The organism is Hwanghaeella sp., assembly GCF_965227365.1.
Classification (GTDB): Bacteria; Pseudomonadota; Alphaproteobacteria; order UBA8366; family Aestuariispiraceae; genus Hwanghaeella.
Map to the genome: position 1 here is coordinate 1,158,359 of NZ_OZ245754.1, position 17,366 is coordinate 1,175,724.

Below are 17,366 nucleotides of genomic sequence, written 5' to 3' on the forward strand. Positions count from 1 at the left end.
CGGTCATATCTGCGCCACCGTCTTGATTTTCGCTTTGGGATGGATCTCGTTCTGCGACAGAACCACGGTAACCGGGCGGAACCGTTCGATCACCGAGCGGACGAAGGGGCGGATCTGCGGACTGACCAGGAGGGCCGGCGTCTGTCCGTTCATCGCGGCCCGTTCGAAGGCGCTGCGCACGCCGCTGATGAATTCCTGCAACTTGCTGGGCGCCATGGCCAGATGCTGTTCGTCGCCCTGACCGACCACGCTTTGCATGAAGGTCTCTTCCCATTCCGGCGTCAGGGTAATCAGGGGCACGACACCGTCCTCGTTGGTGTTTGCATCCGACAACTGACGGGCAAGGCGGGCGCGAACATGCTCGGTGATCTGGGTGACGTTGCGGGTATAGCCGACGGCCTCCGAAACCCCTTCCAGGATGGTCGGTAGATCGCGGATGGATACACGTTCGTTCAGCAGATTCTGCAGCACGCGCTGCACGCCGCCCAAATTGATCTGGGTCGGGATCAGATCGTCGACCAGTTTGCGTTGGCTGTCGGGCAATTCGTCGATCAGTTTCTGGGTCTCCGCGTAGGACAGCAGTTCGGCCATGTTGTCCTTAACGATTTCCGTCAGATGGGTGACGACGACCGTGGACGGGTCGACCACCGTATAGCCGCGGAACATCGCTTCCTCGCGCTGGTTGTCGGCCACCCACATGGCCGGCAGGCCGAAAGTCGGCTCGACGGTCGCTTCGCCCGGAAGCGAGATCTTCTCGCCCCTGGGATCGATGATCAGATGCATGTTGGGGCGCAGGTCGCCCCGCCCGGTTTCGATTTCCTTGATCCGGATGACATAGGAATTGGCGGGCAGTTGCAGGTTGTCCTGAATGCGGACAGCCGGCATGACGAAGCCCATCTCGCCGGCGATCTGACGGCGCAAGGCCTTGATCTGATCGGTCAGCCGGTGTTCGTCATTGGCGTTGATCAGCGGCAACAGACCGTAACCCAGTTCCAGGCGGATCAGGTCGATCTGCAGGGCGGTGGAGATCGGTTCTTCCGGCGGTGCGACCGGAACGTCTTCCTCCATCTCCGCGATCCGGGCGGCGACTTCAGCCTCGCGGTCCTGGCGCTGCAGGAAGAACGCCGCGCCGCCGCAGGTCACGGCCAGCAGGGCGAAGGGCCAGGCCGGCAGGCCGGGAATGAAGCACAGAAGCAGCAGCAGGGCGGCCGCGATCCACAATGTCAGCCGATAATTGGTCAACTGGCCGAAGACGGCCTCGTCGGTCGCGCCCGCGACGCCCGCCTTGGTGACCAGCATGCCGGCGCCGGTGGAAACGACCAGGGCGGGGATCTGGCTGACCAGACCGTCGCCGATTGTCAGCAGCGTGTAGTTTTCGGCCGCTTGCGACATCGACATGCCCTGCTGGACCACGCCGATGATGATGCCGCCGATGACGTTGATGAAGGTGATCAGGATACCGGCGACGGCGTCTCCGCGAACGAATTTGGAGGCACCGTCCATCGCCCCGTAGAAGGAGCTTTCGGTTTCCAATTCCTTGCGGCGTTTCCGGGCCGCGTCTTCGTTGATCAGGCCGGAGGACAGGTCGGCGTCGATCGCCATCTGCTTGCCGGGCATGGCGTCCAGGGTGAAGCGCGCGGCGACTTCCGCGATACGGCCGGCACCCTTGGTGATGACGATGAAGTTGATGATGACCAGGATTGCGAAAACGATGATCCCGATCACGTAATTGCCGCCCGCGACGAACGAGCCGAAGGCCTCGATGACCCGGCCGGCCGCGGCCGTGCCGGTATGACCGTCCGAAAGGATCAGCCGGGTCGACGCGACGTTCAGGCCCAGCCGCAGCATCGTCGCGATCAGCAGGATCGTCGGGAAGGACGTCAATTCCAGCGGCGATTTGATGAAGACGACAGTCAGCAGAATGACGACCGAAAAGGTAATCGAGATCGACAGGGCGAAATCGAGCAGCGGGGTCGGCAGCGGCACCAGCAACAGGACCAGGATCGCCAGGATCCCGATCGGAAGGAAGATTTCCTTGTTGATGGAAAGCCCGCGCAGCCGTTCGCCGACACCGGGTTCGGCGACGGTGCCCGCCGCCGGCGGTGGCGTCGTGTTCTGTTGCTGGGAGGATTCCGTATCGGCCATGCGTCTCCCCTAACCGGACCGGGATTGCCGGTTATGGAAGCGGCGAGGGCCGCCCTTGGAAAAGGGCGACCCGTCGCGCTGCAAATGGGTGTGATGGGGGACGGTCATGTCAGGCCGATCCGTCTCCCGGCGCGGGTACCGCCAAACCTTCCTCCGTGTATTGCTTCAGTTTGTTCCGAAGCGTCCGGATGGATATGCCCAGGATATTCGCCGCATGGGTTCTGTTACCCAGGCAATGCTGCAGCGTGTCGATGATCAGATCCCGCTCCACTTCCGCTACCGTCTTGCCGACCATGCCGGTCGCCGATGGAGCGGCGGCGGATTCCGATGCTTCCGTTGCCGACGGAGTTTCGATTGGTGTGCTGGGTGCGGCGACCGGGGCCGTGTCCTCGACCGGTGCGGCAGCCGGTGTCGCCGCCGGGGCTGGTTGTTTGTGCGGCGGGCCGCCGCTCAACAGGATGGCTTCCTCGCCGATCTCATCGCCCTGGGCCAGCAAAACGGCGCGATGCATCGCGTTTTCCAGTTCGCGGACATTGCCGGGCCAGTGATGGGACTTCAGGCGCTGCATGGCGGCGGCGGAAATCGGGCGTGTGGGCAGGCCGTTCGATTCCGCGTATTTGATCGCGAAATGCTCGGCCAGCGCCGGAATATCCTGTGGTTTTTCGCGCAAGGACGGCAGTTGCAGATTCACCACGTTCAGGCGGAAATACAGATCCTCGCGGAAATTGCCCTTGGAGACTTCCTCTTCCAGGTTCCTGTTCGACGTTGCCAGCAAGCGGACATCGACGGAAACGGGCTTGGCCCCGCCGACCCGGTCGATTTCCCGCTCCTGGATCGCGCGCAACAGCTTGGCCTGAAGCCGCGGGTCCATTTCGCTGATCTCGTCCAACAGCAGGGTGCCGCCATTCGCCTGTTCGAATTTACCGATACGGCGGGCGACGGCGCCGGAAAAGGCGCCTTTCTCATGGCCGAACAATTCCGATTCAAGAAGGTTCTCGGGGATTGCGGCGCAGTTGAGCGCGACAAACTCGCCGGATGCCCGCTTGCTGCGCGCGTGAACATACCGCGCCATGACTTCCTTACCGGTGCCGGATTCTCCGGTGATCAGGACCGACGCGTCGCTGGGGGCAATCTGATCGGCCAGTTTCAGCACCTGGCGCATGGCGGGGTCGCGATGGATGATCGCGTGGTTTTCTTCCGCCACCGCTTCGAAGACAGCCGCGATCAATTCCGGGTCCGGGGGCAGGGGCAGGAATTCCTTGGCGCCAGCCTTGATCGATGCGACGGCGACTTCGGGCGAGGTCCCCTCGATACCACAGGCAATGATGGCGACCGCGATACGCTCGGACTCCAGAGCCTTGGAAAGATCGGCTATATTCATGCGTGCATCGACCATGATGACTTCGGCGCCATAGCCGGACCGCAGCGTGGTAAGGGCCTCGTCGATATTATTGACCGAGGTGACCTTCGCTCCGCGCTTCATCGCGATCTGGCTGGCGGTGGTCAAATGCCCGCCAAGGGTTCCGATGATCAGCAACTTCATGACGCAATCCCGTTTGAAAATTTGGTGAACCTGGTACGGCGGTTCACCCGTTGAATGGCTTCGCTCATTGCCGTTATCCGAAATAGTCGACGCGCTGCGACGGCGGCAGCATCGTATTGAACAGCATTTCCAACCTGCGTGGATTTTCCTGGCGACCGATGGACGCCGCGGCGGTAACGCAGAGATGGTTGGTCAGCATGTCTTCAGCCGCGTTCCGTTCCAGTTTGGAGGCGAGCGGATTGAACACCATGTTCGCCAGGCAGGCGCCGTAGAAGGTGGTCAGCAGGGCGACGGCCATGCTGGGGCCGATCGTCGACGGATCTTCCAGGTTGCTCAGCATCTGCACCAGGCCGACAAGCGTTCCGATAAGCCCCATCGCGGGCGACAGTTCAGCCGCCTTGCGCAGGATGCTGACCGAGCGCGCGTTCCGCTGCGCCCGCGCCTGCACTTCGCGCAGCATGATGCGCTCTACCTCATCGCCCGACGTACCGTCGATGACCATGTTCAGGCCCTGTACCAGCATCGGCTGGCCTTCCAATACGGGTAGATAGGATTGGATGGCGAGGATGCCGCGATACCGTGCTACCTGCGCGATCTGCAGCATCTGAACGGCGACGGCGCGGACGTCATGATGCGTTCTGAACACGGTCCGACCGACATCCTTCATCGAACTGATCATGTCGGCGACGGAGAAACAGGCGGTGGTGACGCCGAATGTGCCGCCGAAGACGATCAGGACGGCCGGGCCGTCCACGAACGAACCGGGCGATCCGCCGAGCACAATGGCCGTCGCGACCAGGATGACGGCGGCAAGGATGCCGAGCACGGTCGCCAGATCGACCGCGCTGCGCCCCGCCGTCGGCTGGCTCAATCCGCGTTCCGCACTGCGCTCCAGGTCGGTCGCCATTATCCGCCCGTCTTATCCGACTTGATGATTTCCGTCATCGTGACGCCCAGTTTGTCGTCCACGACCACGACTTCGCCGCGTGCCACGAGCCTGTTGTTGACGTAGATGTCGATCGCTTCGCCAACCTTGCGGTCCAGTTCGACGACGGCGCCGCGGCCCAGCTTCAGCAACTGGCTGACCTGCATATGCGCCTTGCCAAGCACCGCGGAGACCTGAACCGGGATCTCATAGACGGCTTCCAGATCGCGCGCGCCGGTCGGCGCGACGAGTTCGGCCGCGCGCGGGTCCAGCGGCTCTCCGCTCTGTTCGCCTTCCTCCAATTCGTTGAGGTTCAGCTCTTGGGATTCGTCAGACATTTTGGTCCTCCTCGGAGACAGCCGTCTCCGCTATGTCGTCCGCCGGCAATACGTCCTGGGTGGCGGGCGTTTCATCGATAGTATCGGGTTGTACCGTTGCTGGCGGTTCGGGCTGCGGTACCGTTTCGGGGGCAGTGGCCTCCGGTTCCGCTGCCATCGGTCCTTCCTGTGCCGCCAGCTCGTCGACAACCGGAAGGTCCGGCGCGGGCGGCGCGTTCGCAAGGGTGCGTTCGACCACCGCTTCGACCGCCTTCCAGATATCCTTTTCAATCCGCTGCATGCCGCCGCCGTCCCATGTCGCGACAAGATCGGTCGGGCCGAGGGCTGGATCGGCGACGAGTTTCATGCGGCCGTCGAAACCGCTGCGGGCGGCGAGGGCCTCGATTTGCGGTTCCAACAGGCCCATCGCATCCGGCGATACGGTTATCAGGATGCGGCTGGCGGGTGTGATCTTTTCCAGACAGTCGGCGAGCAAGGCGCGGAGTTCCTCCCCCCCATGGCTGTCTACGAAGTCCGGCAGAATGCGGCGGCAGATCTCCAGGGAAAAGGCTGTCAGTTCTGCGGCGATCCGCTCGTTGGCCAGGTCCTGATGAACATGCATGCCGCTGATCTGCGCGCCGAGATTTTCCAGCAGGGCCAGGGTCTGGGCCTCCTGCTGTTTTTGGGCGTCGGCCACGCCGGCCTGATGGCCTTCCTGCCAGGCGGCTGCCTGTGCTGCCTGCAATTCCTCTTCGGTGAAGGTCGGTGGCGGCGGATTGTTTTCCTGTTCCGCCAACAGGGCGGCCTGTTCGGCTTCCTCCTTCTCACGGCGCTTGCGCTCACGGGCGCGCAGCATCGCTTCCTCGTCGAAGGACTGCTCGAACAGAAAGGGTTTTGCCGTTGCAGGTTTCATGTTGCCTCAAACCGAACCGACACCAGTCGGACGGATACAGTTTCCCTAGTAAATCAACTCGTCTTCGGCGCTGCCTTCGGAGATGACAATTTCGCCGCGGGCCGCCAGGTCCTTCGCCAAATTGACCATTTCCATCTGCGCATCGTCCACGTCGCGCAGCCGGACGGGGCCGAGGGCCGCCATGTCCTCGCGCAGGATCTTCGCCGCGCGTTCCGACATATTGCCGAAGAACAGTTCCTTGATCTGGTCGGACGACCCTTTCAGCGCGATGCCCAGCTTGTCCTTGTCGACATTGCGCAACAGCGTCTGAACGCCCGACGGGTCCAGCTTCTGCAGGTCTTCGAACGTGAACATCAGCGCCTTGATCCGCTCGGCGCTGTCGCGGTTGCGTTCTTCCAACAGAGTCATGAACCGGTTCTCGGTGTTGCGGTCCAGGTTGTTGAACATTTCCGCCATCATTTCGTGGCTGTCGCGGCGCGCCGTGCGGGCAAGGTTCGTCATGAACTCGTTGCGCAGGGTTCGTTCGACGTCGTCCAGAACTTCCTTCTGAACGGCCTCCATGCGCAGCATGCGCATGATGACTTCCATCGCGAAGCTCTCCGGCAGCGCGGCCAGCACGCGCGACCCATGGTCGGCCTTGATCTTGGACAGCACGACCGCGACGGTCTGCGGATATTCGTTCTTCAGATAATTGGCGAGGACAACCTCGTTCACATTCGCCAGCTTGTCCCACATGGTTCGACCGGCGGGACCGCGGATCTCCTCCATGATCTGATTGACGCGGTCTGCGTCCAGCACCTTGCCGAGCAGGCGTTCGGTGCTTTCATAGGACCCGACGAGACTGCCGGTCGATGAAATCTGCTCGGCGAATTCGACGAACAGGCGCTCGACGACGTTCGAGCTGACCGTCCCCAGATTTGCCATGGAGGAGGATATTTCGCGGATTTCCTCGTCATCCATGATGGAGAACAATCGGGCGGCATAATCCTCCCCGATCGCCAACATCATGATGGCGGCTTTTTCCGGCCCTGAAAGCCCGCGATAGTCTTCTCTAACCCGCATGCCCGTTACCTGAAGACGGCTCCATCTGGTTCAACAGCCCCCGCGGCCCGCATGCCGGATGGCGCGCGGACCGTGAAAACGACGCAACGGCCACAGTCCCCGACTCTCGGCCGGTTGGAAAGGGGCTGTTGCGTTTCATTGTCCACGTTCCGCGTTTCATTCCTGCGTCATTCCCGCGTCGGAGCCTCGGCGGAGAGCGCTTATGCGCTCTCCTGATACATCCAGTTCCGAAGGATCGCCACGGCCTCTTCGGGGTGTTTGTCTATAATCTCCCCGATCTTCTTCATCGAGGACGCCTTCACGCGGCCTTCGATATGGGCGATGTCGATCATCGTTTCGGCATCTTCCTCGCCATCGCCGCCGGCCGCCATCATGGCGCCGCCGACGCCGGCCGGTGCCGGGATCAATGCGCCGGACTGATCGGTGATGAGCGCCGGGGCGGCCTCGTCGTCTTCCATCGTCACGGAAACCGCGGAGGTCTCGAAGATCTTGGAAACCAGCGGACGGATCACCAGCAGGGCGATCAGCAGGCCGACACCGCCAAGGACGATGACTTCGATGATCCGCTGAATGTCCGGCCCGGTCAGGCCGAAGAAGGTTTCGGAGGCGCCGTCATCCAGGCCGATCGGGTCTGCGAAGGGCATGTTGACGATCTCGACCGAGTCCACGCCGTCCTCGAAACCGATGGCGGTCTTCACCAGGACTTCGATCTGCTGCATTTCCGCTTCGGTGCGGGGAACGTATTCGCGGATCGGATCGCCGTCGCCTTCGGCGGGCGTCGTGCTGTAACTGCCGTCTACCAGCACGGCGACGGAGACACGCTCGACCTCGCCCGGCGCGCGGACGGTGTTGGTGATGGATTTCGAAATTTCGAAATTCGACCGTTCTTCGGTCCGGCTTGAGTTTTCCGACACACCGCCGCCGGCGCCGAATTCGCCGCCGCCATCGGGCAGGTTGTTGCCCACCGTGACGGCGTCTTCGCCGGCTTCGTTCAGGTTATTCGCTTCCTCGATGGTTTCCGTGGAGCGCAGGACCTGACCCTCCGGGTCGTAGGTTTCGATATTCTGGACCACCTGGCTCATATCCATTTCGGCCTGAACCTGGACCCGGACCTTGCCGAGGCCCACCGTGCGCTCGACCAGTTCCTCGATCCGGCGTGCCAGGCGGTTTTCATAACCGCTGCGCAATTCGTCGGCCTGGGCGGAGGCAAGCCCCTCTTCATCGCCGCCGCGCGCCAGCAGGGTGCCGCGGTCGTCGGCAATGGTGATGTTGTTCGGCTTCAGGCGGTCCACCGCGGTCGCGATCAGATGCTGAATGGACAGGACCTGCTGCTTGTCCAGGCGTTGTCCGCCGCGCATGCGCAGAATGACCGAGGCGCTGGGCTCCCGGACCTCGCGGGTGAACAGTTCCCGCTGTGGCAGTACCAGATGGACGCGGGCCGACTTGACGGTGTTGAACGAGGAGATCGTGCGCGCCAACTCGCCTTCCAGGGCGCGCTGGCTGGTGATTTGCTGCATGTAGCTGGAGGTACCGAAGCTCTGCTCGCGATCGAACAGTTCGTTGCCCAGAACGCGGCCGCCAAAGCCCATTTCCGCCATGCTCAGCCGCAACTGGGCGACCTGGTCGGCGGGAACCATGATTTCAGTGCCCTGATTGCGCAATTCGAAGGGAATGTTCTGCGCGGTCAACTGGGTGATGATCTGATTGGCGTCCGTCTGGTCCAGGTCGCCATACAGCAACCGCATGTCTGGAGAGGTGAGGCGCGTCATCATGAAAATGAAAAACGCCATGAGCAGGACCGCGACACCGCCGATTGCGGCAACCCGTGTCGGACCCAAATTCTGAAAAACCTGCACTAAACCGTTCACGATACCTCTCCCTGAACGCTTGCCGCGTTCGCTGAATCGGCCATGGATGCCCCCGCGAATGCACCGAGACTCCGATGAAACGGCGTGCTGATGCTAATTCTCGCGAAGACATCGAAAACGATGCCGATTCGCCTCTCCTGTACGATCTCCCAAAATAACGATAAGTGATTTGCTAAAGGGATCAAAGTAGAAAATAGGCAAAAATAGCCTAGTTTTACTTTTGAATACTTGGGAAAGCCTGCCTCGGCGGCATTGTTTGGATTTCCGGATAAGTAAAACGGTATACCGTTCATGTTTCCGCGCCTCTCGGTGGACGTCGCGTGACGGTTGGACTCCGCATGTCGTCCGGTTGACGGTCCGGCTGCATGCGAAACGGCTCTGTTTTCGGATGGGTGAGGGCGGTCAGCCGGCTTGCTGCCTCGCCACGCGCCGCAAACCGCTCAGGCGGGTCACTTTCAGACCGGCCGCTCCGTGCCGCGTCAGCGCGTCTTCCCAATCCTGAAACTCTTCTGTCGACAGCCGATAGCGGCTGCAGGCTTCTGCCCGCGTCAGGAAGCCGCCATGTACCGCAAGCACGACCGCTTGCTTGTACTGCGACGTCCAGCGTCTCAGGTTAGGGGGTGGCAGGCCCGGACCTTTGGCGGTCCTGGCTTGGTTGTGATCGGCGCTCCCCGCGCCGGGAAATTGAACGACGGATGTGTCTGCCTTTAAATGGGCTTCTTCTGCATCGCGGTCCATTCTGAAATGGCTGGTCATATCAGCCCTCCTGGTCCCGTGATTTTATCTCTCAGTCTCTCATCGTCGCTGGCTTACTCGTGCCTGACATTGATGATGGTACGGCTGAATGGTTAACAAAGTATAAATTATCTAAAATTTTATCTAAATTCTATCGGACTAAACCATAAGCCTAAAAATGACTTTAAAAACAATAATATACAGATGCGGTATAATGATGTGTACAGGATTTAGAGCCGAGCGTCGGACGGTAGAAGCGCTGAAAAGGTTAACCTAGACGCCAAAAAAGAAAAAATGATGAACGGCGTGAACGCATTCCGCAGTTTGCCCTGGCAATGTCCCCTGGCAAGCAAAAGGCCGGCCCTTCGCAGAGCCGGCCCATTCCCCAATACAGGGTGCCTTGCGGAAATCCGTTACCGGATCGTGCGGATCAACTCGTCGAGCAATTCGTCCGCCGTCGTGATCGTCCGCGTATTCGCCGAGAAGGCGCGCTGCGTGATGATCAGTTTGGTGAATTCGTCGGCGATATCCACGGTCGATTGTTCCAGCGACGACGGCGAGATGGCCCCGGACCCGCCGGTTCCGGCGACGCGCGGCACCGGCTGACCGCTGGAATCCGTCTGGATGAAGACGTTCCCCGACAGTGGCGTCAGCGCATTCGGATTGTTGAAGGTCGTGATCGGGATCTGGAAGATCTCACGCGTGACGCCGTTGTCGAACAGCGCCGTCACGACCCCTTCATCGGAAATGGTGACGCCGGTCAAGGAACCGAACTGACGACCGTTCTGATCCAGATTGTTGATGACATTGGCGCCGTCGAACTGCGTCAACCCGTCCGTACCGCCAAGCGTACCGAGGTTCAGCGTGATCGGCACCAGATCGTCATCCGTCGCGGAGCTTGCATCGAAGTCGATCAGAAAGTTCATGTCCGACGTGGTCGCGTTCCCGAAGCCGATATCGCCGCCTGCGGAGTTGAAGGTCGTCGTTGAGATCGAGCCGTCGGCGTTGAATGTCACCTGGCCCAAACTGGCAATCGTTCGGGTGCCGACCAGCGCTTCCAGGTCAATATCCGCCGCCGCGTAGGAGGCGTTCGAGCCTGCGGCGCCGACATCGGGAACCACTGCGCGTTCATCGTCGTCCAGCACGCCGTCGCCGGTGGTGTCGAACAGGCCGGATTGGGTCGTGCCGTCGTTGTTGACGTCAATATCGACGAACTGGCCGCCGCCGACGAGTTCCACGCTGACATCCCAGACATCGACGGCGGAATTCTTGGTGAAGGTCACGGTCAGGGTCCGCTGCCCGCCTTGCCGGTTGAAGACCTGCAGGGCGACGTCGAAGGAATCCCCGGTCGCCGAAGCGGCTGGAAGGTTCGCGCCGATCTCGACCTCGGTGGTCGGTGTGGCGACCGCCGAGGCGGCGGAGGTGTTGACCGCGGAAAAGGCGTTCGGGACCGTGGTGACCTCGAACCCGGTATCCGCTGCGTTGCGGGGCCAACCGGTCAGGAAGAAGCCGGCTGCGTTGACGAGGTTGCCGTCCTTGTCGGGACGGAATTCGCCGGCGCGGGTGAAGAAGATGTTCCCGGTCGGTTCGAACCGGCCCGACGTCTCGTTGAAGGTCACTTCGTCGGTCACCGTGAAGAAGCCCTGGCCGACGACGGCGACATCCGTCGCGCTGGCCGAGGCGGCGAGCAGGCCCTGGATGTCGTTATCCCGGGCGACTCGGCTCTGCACCCCACCGGAGGAGAACAAGGTCGGCGACGCGGAGTTCGTGACCAGCGTGTTGAACTGAACACGGTTGACCTTGTAACCGGTCGTGTTGACGTTCGCGATGTTATCGGCGGTCGTCGCGAGAGACTGGCTCTGTGCGAAGAGGCCGGAAACACCGGATCGCAATGCGCCGAAAATACTCATTCTTTTATCCTCCGTCTAAGCGGCGTTGAAAGGTGTGCACCGGTGCTCTCTTCCGTTGGTGCGTACCTTCGCAAGTAAGCTTCGAGTAATCGAAACCGCTTCTGCTGAAACACCGCCGAGGTTCTCCACGGCTGCATCGTCAATCGGGCTTACACCCCGTCATCGGCCGTCGGCTGAGGCGCCGCGCGGACCGCAAAAATCTTGTCCAAGGCAATGCTCAAGGGGCCACTGGTGACGAAGGTGCCTTCGTCATCGGACTCGACGCCGTCGACGATCGACGTGGTCGAATGCTTGACCTCGATCGGTTGGTCGTCCTCGTTCACCGCGTTGATCTGGAACGCGTAGATGCCGGACGGAACGTCCTGTCCGGTAATGTCCTTGCCGTCCCATTGGAACTGGTTGTAGCCGAAGTCCACATCCTCGAGAGACGCGATGAAGACGATATTGCCGGCGATGTCGGTGACCGTGATCGAAGCCGTATCCGGCGTATCGGCGAGTTCGAAGCCAAGCGTCGTGCCTTCGCCCTCTTCGACATTGAAAATCGAACCCTCGGCTTCGACCTGTTGACCGATATAGCTCAGCGCGCTGACGCCCTGGTTCGCCTTCTGCAGTCCGATCAACTCTTCCAGGTTTCCGTTCTGCTGGATTTCCTGTTCGACCCCCGCGAACAGCACCAACTGGTTGGTGAATTCGTGGGTATCGGTCGGCGACAGCGGGTCCTGGTTCTGCAACTGAGTGGTCAGGATCAGCAGGAAGTTGTTGAAGTCGGCGCTGATGCTGGAGCGCGATTGCGCCGCCGTCGTGGCATCCGTGTTCAGCGATGTGACTGCTTCAAGGTCAGACATGATAAATGCTTTCCGTTCTATCCGGTCTTCCGGCCCTTATGGATTCCGTCAAACCCGGACGTCGTAATGTCCATCCGCATCCGCCTGGGCGATTTCGCCAAGGCCGAGCATGCCGTCGGTTTCTCCTTCACCGCCATCGGCCAAGCCGTCACCCGCGGCACCGCCGGAGGACGAACCGGACCCGTCCTGCGCGTTCTGACTGCCTTGACCCTGCAGATTGAAACTCAGGCTGTTCTGGTCGGCTTGCAGGCCGGCATCCTGCAGGGCCTGGGTGAGAGCGCGGGAGTCGCCGCGCAGCATGTCGAAGGTTTCCTGACGCTCAACGGTGATCACCGCGGTGACGCGGCCGTCATGGGCCACTTCCATCTTTACGTCGACCTTGCCCAGCTCCGACGGGCGCATCTGGATCGAGATCCGGTCCAGCCCCTGCGCCGCGGCGCGATTGATATTGACCGCGACCTGGTCGGTCACGACCTGCGGCGGAACCTTCGGCTTGGAGGCAGCGGCGGTCTGGGCCGCGGCGCGGGCGGCCGAGTTGGACTGTGCGTTCTGCACGGTGCCGGCGCCGGTGATGGGATCGGCGGCAGCCGAACCGACATTCTGAACCGTCGCGTTTGTCGCCTGGGCGCCGGCCGTGTTCCGGGCGGCTGCATTGGCAACGAGTTGGTCGAAGGCAGCCGCTGTCGGGCTTTGCGTCGCGGCGTTATTGGCGTTCGCGTTGTTGTTCGCCTGGTTGGCGGCGCCGGACTTGTCGGCGCCCTTGCCAGCTGCGCTATTCGCCTTCGCCTGTGCCATCGCATTCGCGGAAGGCGCCGGGGTCTCGCTGTCGCTTGCGGCATTGGCCAGCTGTGTTGCTGTCGGACGACCGCCGCCGTTCTGCGCCGGTTTGGCCGCCTGCGTCGCCGCGGCGGATTGCGCCGTGACGGTGGTCTCCGATGCCAGGGCGGTGTTCGGCTTGGCAACGGCCTGCTCGGTCTTGGTCACTTTGCCCTTCGCGGCATTGGCGGCTTTCTGCGCGAGGTCGGCATCCTGCCCGGCGAGCGTGCTCTGGGCCTTGGTATCGGTGTTCACGTCCTGGGGCTTTGCGGCGCTATTCGTATTGGCGGCCTGCTGCCTCACGGCCGCGGCCTCGTTGCCGACGGCTTTGGAAACTGTATCGGTCGCGTCCGCGGCCACCTTAGTGTTCTGCGAGGCGGCGGCGGTGGCGTCCTGCGTGCGGCTGCCGTCATCCGTGGCGGGGGCGGCCGTTTCCTCCGCGGAACCTGCCGTGGCGTCCGGCTTGGCCTCGGGCTGGCCTTCGGTATTCGCGCCCTGGGCCTGTTTCGGCGCGGCATCGCTGCGCTTCGGTTCCGCCGTTTCATGCGCGGCGCTGGTCTCGTAGGTCTCGACCGGATCGGATTCGGCCTCCACCGGCTCCTCGCGGGCCGGCGTCACCGGGACGGCATCGTCATTCGTCTTCGCCGTCTTCGGTACATCGAGATGCTTGTCGACGCGCGTGAAGACGATGTTGCCGGGCACCTGGCCTTGTACCAGGGTCGCGAACAGGTCGGACTTGCTGGACGATTTGCCCTGGTTCTTGGTCTTCTGCTGCTGCGCGGTCGCGGCGGCGTCATTGACCCTATCTACAGCCCCGGTGCTCATCACAAACTCCTGACGGTTTATTCCGACCTCGGTATCAGCAAATGGCGGGCCAGTTTTTCAGTCAGGAAAAATAAATGAAAAATCAAAGTCTTGTCGGCGGTCGGGAAGGCGGGCGTCGACCTGTCTGTGCGGCCGGCCGGGAAGGGATGGACGATTCCTGCCGGTTTGTGCCGGGTGAGGAAAAAACTGCCCCGGCAGATCCTGGATCATCGGCCAATGGGGTCAGATTCCGTTGTTGCCATGGCGGGAAACGGTGACACGGGCATGAAAAATCCCGCCCGGCAAATACGATCTGCCGGTGGGGCGGTATGCGAAAAAAGGAGAGGATCGTCAGGCGGAGGTATCGACCGCCGTCGTATCCGTTGCCGCGTCGGTGATCAGCTGATCGAACTGCTCGTTCAGGAACTGCACCAACCCCTCCGACGGAATCCGTTGGATGACCTGATCGGTCCGGGGCTGGAGGATCTCCAGAAACACCGTTTCGCTTTCGGCGTCGAAACCGACACGGGTGCGCAAGCCGTTCAACTCCAGATCCTGCAGGGAGGCAACGCGGCCTTCGCGGGAATTGCCGCCCTGGCGTCGCAGGGCGTCGTCATCCCGAACATTGGTTTCCGACGGTGCCACCGCGGCGGTCACCACATTGTCCGGTGTGCCTTGCAATGTCGGTACGGCCCCTGCATCGGCGGCGGGGGTCGGCGGTGTGTTGGATTGCTGCTGCTGCGGCAATGCAACGGGACTTGTGTTAAGGGAAACTTCCATTTCTACCTCCGGAAAGCTTCTGCCATACTCCGTGATAAAAGGCAGATCGGGCGCTATGCGCCACTGCCCCTCTTAGCGGTGTTTTCCGTCAATACCGACCCGTCCCAACGACGCGCGGCAGGTGTTCTACCAGGGAAACCAACCACCTCTTGCTTAAAAATAGCTTATAAAGCGCGGAAATTCAAGGATTCATGAAGGGTGTGGGATTCTCTCGGTCGCGATGCCGGACCGGTTGTCCTAGCCAAGACAAGCCGTGTGGGGTAGCGTTGATTAGCGGTCTATAGGGTAAGGCCGTCATGTTGCGGAGTGGAACGTTTAAGGATTGATATGGCGGACACGCCGGCAAACGAGAATTCGCTCCATGCCAGAGAACGGATGGAAGATGGAGCGCCGGATATGAGCGACGAGCAAACTCCCCATGGTGCCGACGGTGCGTCGGCGGCGGGCGAAAATGCGGAATTCGATGTGGCGCAGGGGCGCCGCGATACGATCGTCCGGATGATGGAAGCGATCCATGAAAGCGAAAAGCAAGGGGTCCCCAGCCGCGTCGTCCATGAATCCCTGCTGGCGCTGTCGGTAAGCGTCTTTGTCGGTCTGCTCGGCCGCGAAGGGGCGGCGCTGCTGGTCGAACGCCTGCCGGATAAGATCCGCAACGGCGAATTCGGCGACGGTATCGATCCGTCCGCCGGATAGCGCGGAAACAGATCGGCTTTGGTCCCCGCGACACTCGGTCTGAAAGCTCCAATGAAATTCTGGATCGCATCCGACCGATTCTCATATCCGGGCGGATTCCGGCGCCGGATTGTCGGCGGGAGCGCGGATTCACACAGTTTTCTAGCTCTTTCCACCTGATTTCGAGCTGCGCCTGGGTCGGAATGGCAAAGAATCTGCATTCCTGACAGGAAAATCGCCCCGGTTCTTGCACAAGGCCGGATCGCCCCCATAGTCTAGGGGCAGGCGCACGACAAAAAGGCCCCGGCCCAGGGGCGACGCCACGGATCGTAGAAGGACCACCCAGCCATGCCACTTCGCATCAAGCTTCCCTCAAAGGAAAAAATCATCATCAACGGTGCGGTCATCGAAAATGGTGGCGAGGCGACGACCATCATCCTGCACAACCGGGTCGATATCCTGCGCCGCAAGGAAGTGATGAGCGAGAATGAAGCGACTTCGCCCGCACGCCGGGTGTATTACGCGTTGCAATGCGCCTATCTGTTCGACACCGACCGGGCGCAGTATCTGGATCTGTATAGGCAGTTCGAGCAGGACTACATGCAGGCGGCGCCCAGCGCCGGCGAAATTCTGTCCGAAATCCGGTCCCTGGTCGCGGCGGAGCGATACTACGACGCCCTTCGCAAGACGCAGGAATTGATCGATCATGAGACGGAGCGCCTTACTTCCGTCGGTGCCGCTTCGAGCTGATCCTTGGTCGTTGGCGGTTGGATTAGTTTTCCGGGGTAAAATCCGGGTCCAGCGGCGTATAGATTCCATCGAAACAGCGGAACCGTTCCGCGATTTCCGCATCCGGCATGTCGCGGGGAATGCGACGCATGGCGTCGTATTGCGCCTTTGTGGTTTTCCGCGGTGTCCATCGCTCGCCCGATGGGGGGATGACCTCGTCCACGCGCAACAGCGCGGGTAGCTTGGCCAGGGCCAGTTTGGCCAGTCGTTGGTAGGATTCCTTCACGACATCGATCAGGAAGGCATTTTCGGCCACCGGAAATCTGTCGACGCCGATGATCGGACCCTCATCGACCCTGTCCGTCATGTAATGCGCCGTCACGCCATAGCTTCGGGCACGGTCGTATAGGGCGAAGCCGGTCGGCCGGTATCCGGGATATTCCGGCGGGCCCGGGTGAAAGTTGACCGCGTTGTAGTTCAGATGTTTCAGGATCGGCGGGGGTACGATGATGCTGGTGCTGAACGCGAACAAACGGGTGTGGGGGCGCGGACCGGGCACGGCCTGTTCCAGGGCCTCGAGCGTGTCGACATGAACGGTCCGGACCGTCGGCGCAAGGCGTCCGGCGAAATCCTTGAAGAATTCCGCCTCCATCTGCTTCATCAGCATCAGCAGGGTGGGGGATGAATCTTGCGCGGCGGTCGCCATCCGACGATGCCGGAAATCAGGTTTCGGTTGAGGTCACACTGCCGCGCGGGCCCGGCGTGGGGTTCGGCGTGGCCGTTTCCTGTACCGACAGAAGACTATGGGTTCCGCTTTGCGTCGGCGCGGGTTTCTCCGCCGGGGGATTGTCCCGCGGTTCGTTTTCCGCATTGTCGGCCGGGGCGGCAGGCCGCTGCGCTTCTTCACCATCGGCTGGATTGCCGAGAAGTCCGGCCCCGATTTGCCTGTCGATATTGATCAGGACATCCAGTTTGTGCACGTCCTGGGGCGACGCGATCAGTTCCGCCGACCGGCGATCGATGAAGCGGCTCAGGTTCAGGAGGTTCTCGCGAATTTCCTGCGGAAGCGGGCATTCGGGATCGACGAGCGAGGACTGGATGATGGTCCAGATCCGCCAGTTCACGCGGACCGCCGACAGAATGGCGTTGGAGTCGTCCGGGTTTCGCTTGGCGGATTCCAGGCGGCGAGCCGTTTCGACGAGCGCCCATCCCTCAGCGGCCTGCGGTGCGGCGTTTTCCAGCTGCGACCGTTGCTGCGAAGCGTAGGGATTACTCATTCAAACCTTGTCCCGCGGCCGATGC

General features: G+C 61.6%; 16 protein-coding genes. 2 read left to right on the plus strand and 14 right to left on the minus strand.

Features of this window, described 5'->3' with window-relative positions:
- Positions 1 to 3: 3 nt before the first annotated feature.
- From flhA to ACQK2G_RS05265, 12 genes are all read right to left on the minus strand, one after another.
- Positions 4 to 2,145, minus strand: coding sequence for a flagellar biosynthesis protein FlhA (gene flhA / locus ACQK2G_RS05210; RefSeq protein WP_425403968.1), 2,142 nt, complete (start codon positions 2,143 to 2,145; stop codon positions 4 to 6).
- A 109-nt stretch (positions 2,146 to 2,254) separates the two neighbouring features.
- Positions 2,255 to 3,688 carry a sigma-54-dependent transcriptional regulator gene (locus tag ACQK2G_RS05215; protein WP_425403969.1) on the minus strand — a complete coding sequence of 478 codons (1,434 nt, stop codon included), beginning with the start codon at positions 3,686 to 3,688 and terminating at the stop codon, positions 2,255 to 2,257.
- A gap of 73 nt (positions 3,689 to 3,761) precedes the next feature.
- Complete coding sequence (locus ACQK2G_RS05220) at positions 3,762 to 4,595, minus strand: motility protein A (protein WP_425403970.1); 834 nt, start codon at positions 4,593 to 4,595, stop codon at positions 3,762 to 3,764.
- Positions 4,595 to 4,951, minus strand: coding sequence for a flagellar motor switch protein FliN (gene fliN, locus ACQK2G_RS05225; RefSeq protein WP_425403971.1), 357 nt, complete (start codon positions 4,949 to 4,951; stop codon positions 4,595 to 4,597). The genes ACQK2G_RS05220 and fliN overlap by 1 nt, the downstream gene beginning before the upstream one ends.
- Positions 4,944 to 5,843, minus strand: coding sequence for a hypothetical protein (locus ACQK2G_RS05230; protein WP_425403972.1), 900 nt, complete (start codon positions 5,841 to 5,843; stop codon positions 4,944 to 4,946). Before ACQK2G_RS05230 ends, fliN begins: the two co-directional genes overlap by 8 nt.
- A gap of 45 nt (positions 5,844 to 5,888) precedes the next feature.
- Positions 5,889 to 6,905, minus strand: coding sequence for a flagellar motor switch protein FliG (fliG, locus tag ACQK2G_RS05235; RefSeq protein ID WP_425403973.1), 1,017 nt, complete (start codon positions 6,903 to 6,905; stop codon positions 5,889 to 5,891).
- Between the two features lie 200 nt (positions 6,906 to 7,105).
- The gene (gene fliF / locus ACQK2G_RS05240) at positions 7,106 to 8,773 is read right to left on the minus strand and encodes a flagellar basal-body MS-ring/collar protein FliF (RefSeq protein WP_425403974.1); all 1,668 of its coding nucleotides are present in this window, start codon (positions 8,771 to 8,773) and stop codon (positions 7,106 to 7,108) included.
- A gap of 402 nt (positions 8,774 to 9,175) precedes the next feature.
- Positions 9,176 to 9,529 (minus strand): DUF1153 domain-containing protein, encoded by a 354-nt coding sequence (locus tag ACQK2G_RS05245; protein WP_425403975.1) that lies wholly within the window; start codon positions 9,527 to 9,529, stop codon positions 9,176 to 9,178.
- Between the two features lie 392 nt (positions 9,530 to 9,921).
- Entirely contained in the window at positions 9,922 to 11,418 is a 1,497-nt protein-coding gene (locus ACQK2G_RS05250; RefSeq protein WP_425403976.1) for a flagellar hook protein FlgE, read from the minus strand.
- A gap of 149 nt (positions 11,419 to 11,567) precedes the next feature.
- Positions 11,568 to 12,263: a flagellar hook assembly protein FlgD gene (locus ACQK2G_RS05255; RefSeq protein ID WP_425403977.1), complete on the minus strand. Its 696-nt coding sequence runs from the start codon at positions 12,261 to 12,263 to the stop codon at positions 11,568 to 11,570.
- Between the two features lie 48 nt (positions 12,264 to 12,311).
- Positions 12,312 to 13,904: a flagellar hook-length control protein FliK gene (locus ACQK2G_RS05260; RefSeq protein ID WP_425403978.1), complete on the minus strand. Its 1,593-nt coding sequence runs from the start codon at positions 13,902 to 13,904 to the stop codon at positions 12,312 to 12,314.
- Positions 13,905 to 14,234: 330 nt separating this feature from the next.
- On the minus strand, positions 14,235 to 14,663 hold the full coding sequence (locus tag ACQK2G_RS05265) for a hypothetical protein (RefSeq protein ID WP_425403979.1): 429 nt from the start codon (positions 14,661 to 14,663) through the stop codon (positions 14,235 to 14,237).
- Between the two features lie 396 nt (positions 14,664 to 15,059).
- Here ACQK2G_RS05265 and ACQK2G_RS05270 point away from each other — a divergent pair, with 396 nt between their 5' ends.
- Together ACQK2G_RS05270 and ACQK2G_RS05275 are read left to right on the plus strand one after the other, a co-directional pair.
- Entirely contained in the window at positions 15,060 to 15,356 is a 297-nt protein-coding gene (locus ACQK2G_RS05270; RefSeq protein ID WP_425403980.1) for a hypothetical protein, read from the plus strand.
- Positions 15,357 to 15,683: 327 nt separating this feature from the next.
- Positions 15,684 to 16,085 carry a flagellar biosynthesis repressor FlbT gene (locus ACQK2G_RS05275; RefSeq protein WP_425403981.1) on the plus strand — a complete coding sequence of 134 codons (402 nt, stop codon included), beginning with the start codon at positions 15,684 to 15,686 and terminating at the stop codon, positions 16,083 to 16,085.
- A 22-nt stretch (positions 16,086 to 16,107) separates the two neighbouring features.
- Here the strand turns inward: ACQK2G_RS05275 and ACQK2G_RS05280 are convergent, their stop codons facing one another.
- Together ACQK2G_RS05280 and ACQK2G_RS05285 are read right to left on the minus strand one after the other, a co-directional pair.
- Entirely contained in the window at positions 16,108 to 16,770 is a 663-nt protein-coding gene (locus tag ACQK2G_RS05280; RefSeq protein WP_425403982.1) for a formyltransferase family protein, read from the minus strand.
- 16 nt (positions 16,771 to 16,786) lie between these two features.
- The gene (locus tag ACQK2G_RS05285) at positions 16,787 to 17,341 is read right to left on the minus strand and encodes a flagellar biosynthesis regulator FlaF (protein ID WP_425403983.1); all 555 of its coding nucleotides are present in this window, start codon (positions 17,339 to 17,341) and stop codon (positions 16,787 to 16,789) included.
- Between the last annotated feature and the right edge of the window lie 25 nt (positions 17,342 to 17,366).

What these genes read in the sequence shown, in the direction of transcription:
- ACQK2G_RS05270 (WP_425403980.1), top strand. Translation starts at nt 15,060, where the DNA reads ATGAGCGACGAGCAAACTCCCCATGGTGCCGACGGTGCGTCGGCGGCG.
- ACQK2G_RS05215 (WP_425403969.1), bottom strand. Translation starts at nt 3,688, where the DNA reads ATGAAGTTGCTGATCATCGGAACCCTTGGCGGGCATTTGACCACCGCC.
- ACQK2G_RS05220 (WP_425403970.1), bottom strand. Translation starts at nt 4,595, where the DNA reads ATGGCGACCGACCTGGAGCGCAGTGCGGAACGCGGATTGAGCCAGCCG.
- ACQK2G_RS05250 (WP_425403976.1), bottom strand. Translation starts at nt 11,418, where the DNA reads ATGAGTATTTTCGGCGCATTGCGATCCGGTGTTTCCGGCCTCTTCGCA.
- ACQK2G_RS05265 (WP_425403979.1), bottom strand. Translation starts at nt 14,663, where the DNA reads ATGGAAGTTTCCCTTAACACAAGTCCCGTTGCATTGCCGCAGCAGCAG.
- ACQK2G_RS05245 (WP_425403975.1), bottom strand. Translation starts at nt 9,529, where the DNA reads ATGACCAGCCATTTCAGAATGGACCGCGATGCAGAAGAAGCCCATTTA.
- ACQK2G_RS05260 (WP_425403978.1), bottom strand. Translation starts at nt 13,904, where the DNA reads ATGAGCACCGGGGCTGTAGATAGGGTCAATGACGCCGCCGCGACCGCG.
- ACQK2G_RS05255 (WP_425403977.1), bottom strand. Translation starts at nt 12,263, where the DNA reads ATGTCTGACCTTGAAGCAGTCACATCGCTGAACACGGATGCCACGACG.
- ACQK2G_RS05285 (WP_425403983.1), bottom strand. Translation starts at nt 17,341, where the DNA reads ATGAGTAATCCCTACGCTTCGCAGCAACGGTCGCAGCTGGAAAACGCC.
- ACQK2G_RS05275 (WP_425403981.1), top strand. Translation starts at nt 15,684, where the DNA reads ATGCCACTTCGCATCAAGCTTCCCTCAAAGGAAAAAATCATCATCAAC.
- flhA (WP_425403968.1), bottom strand. Translation starts at nt 2,145, where the DNA reads ATGGCCGATACGGAATCCTCCCAGCAACAGAACACGACGCCACCGCCG.
- fliN (WP_425403971.1), bottom strand. Translation starts at nt 4,951, where the DNA reads ATGTCTGACGAATCCCAAGAGCTGAACCTCAACGAATTGGAGGAAGGC.
- fliG (WP_425403973.1), bottom strand. Translation starts at nt 6,905, where the DNA reads ATGCGGGTTAGAGAAGACTATCGCGGGCTTTCAGGGCCGGAAAAAGCC.
- ACQK2G_RS05230 (WP_425403972.1), bottom strand. Translation starts at nt 5,843, where the DNA reads ATGAAACCTGCAACGGCAAAACCCTTTCTGTTCGAGCAGTCCTTCGAC.
- ACQK2G_RS05280 (WP_425403982.1), bottom strand. Translation starts at nt 16,770, where the DNA reads ATGGCGACCGCCGCGCAAGATTCATCCCCCACCCTGCTGATGCTGATG.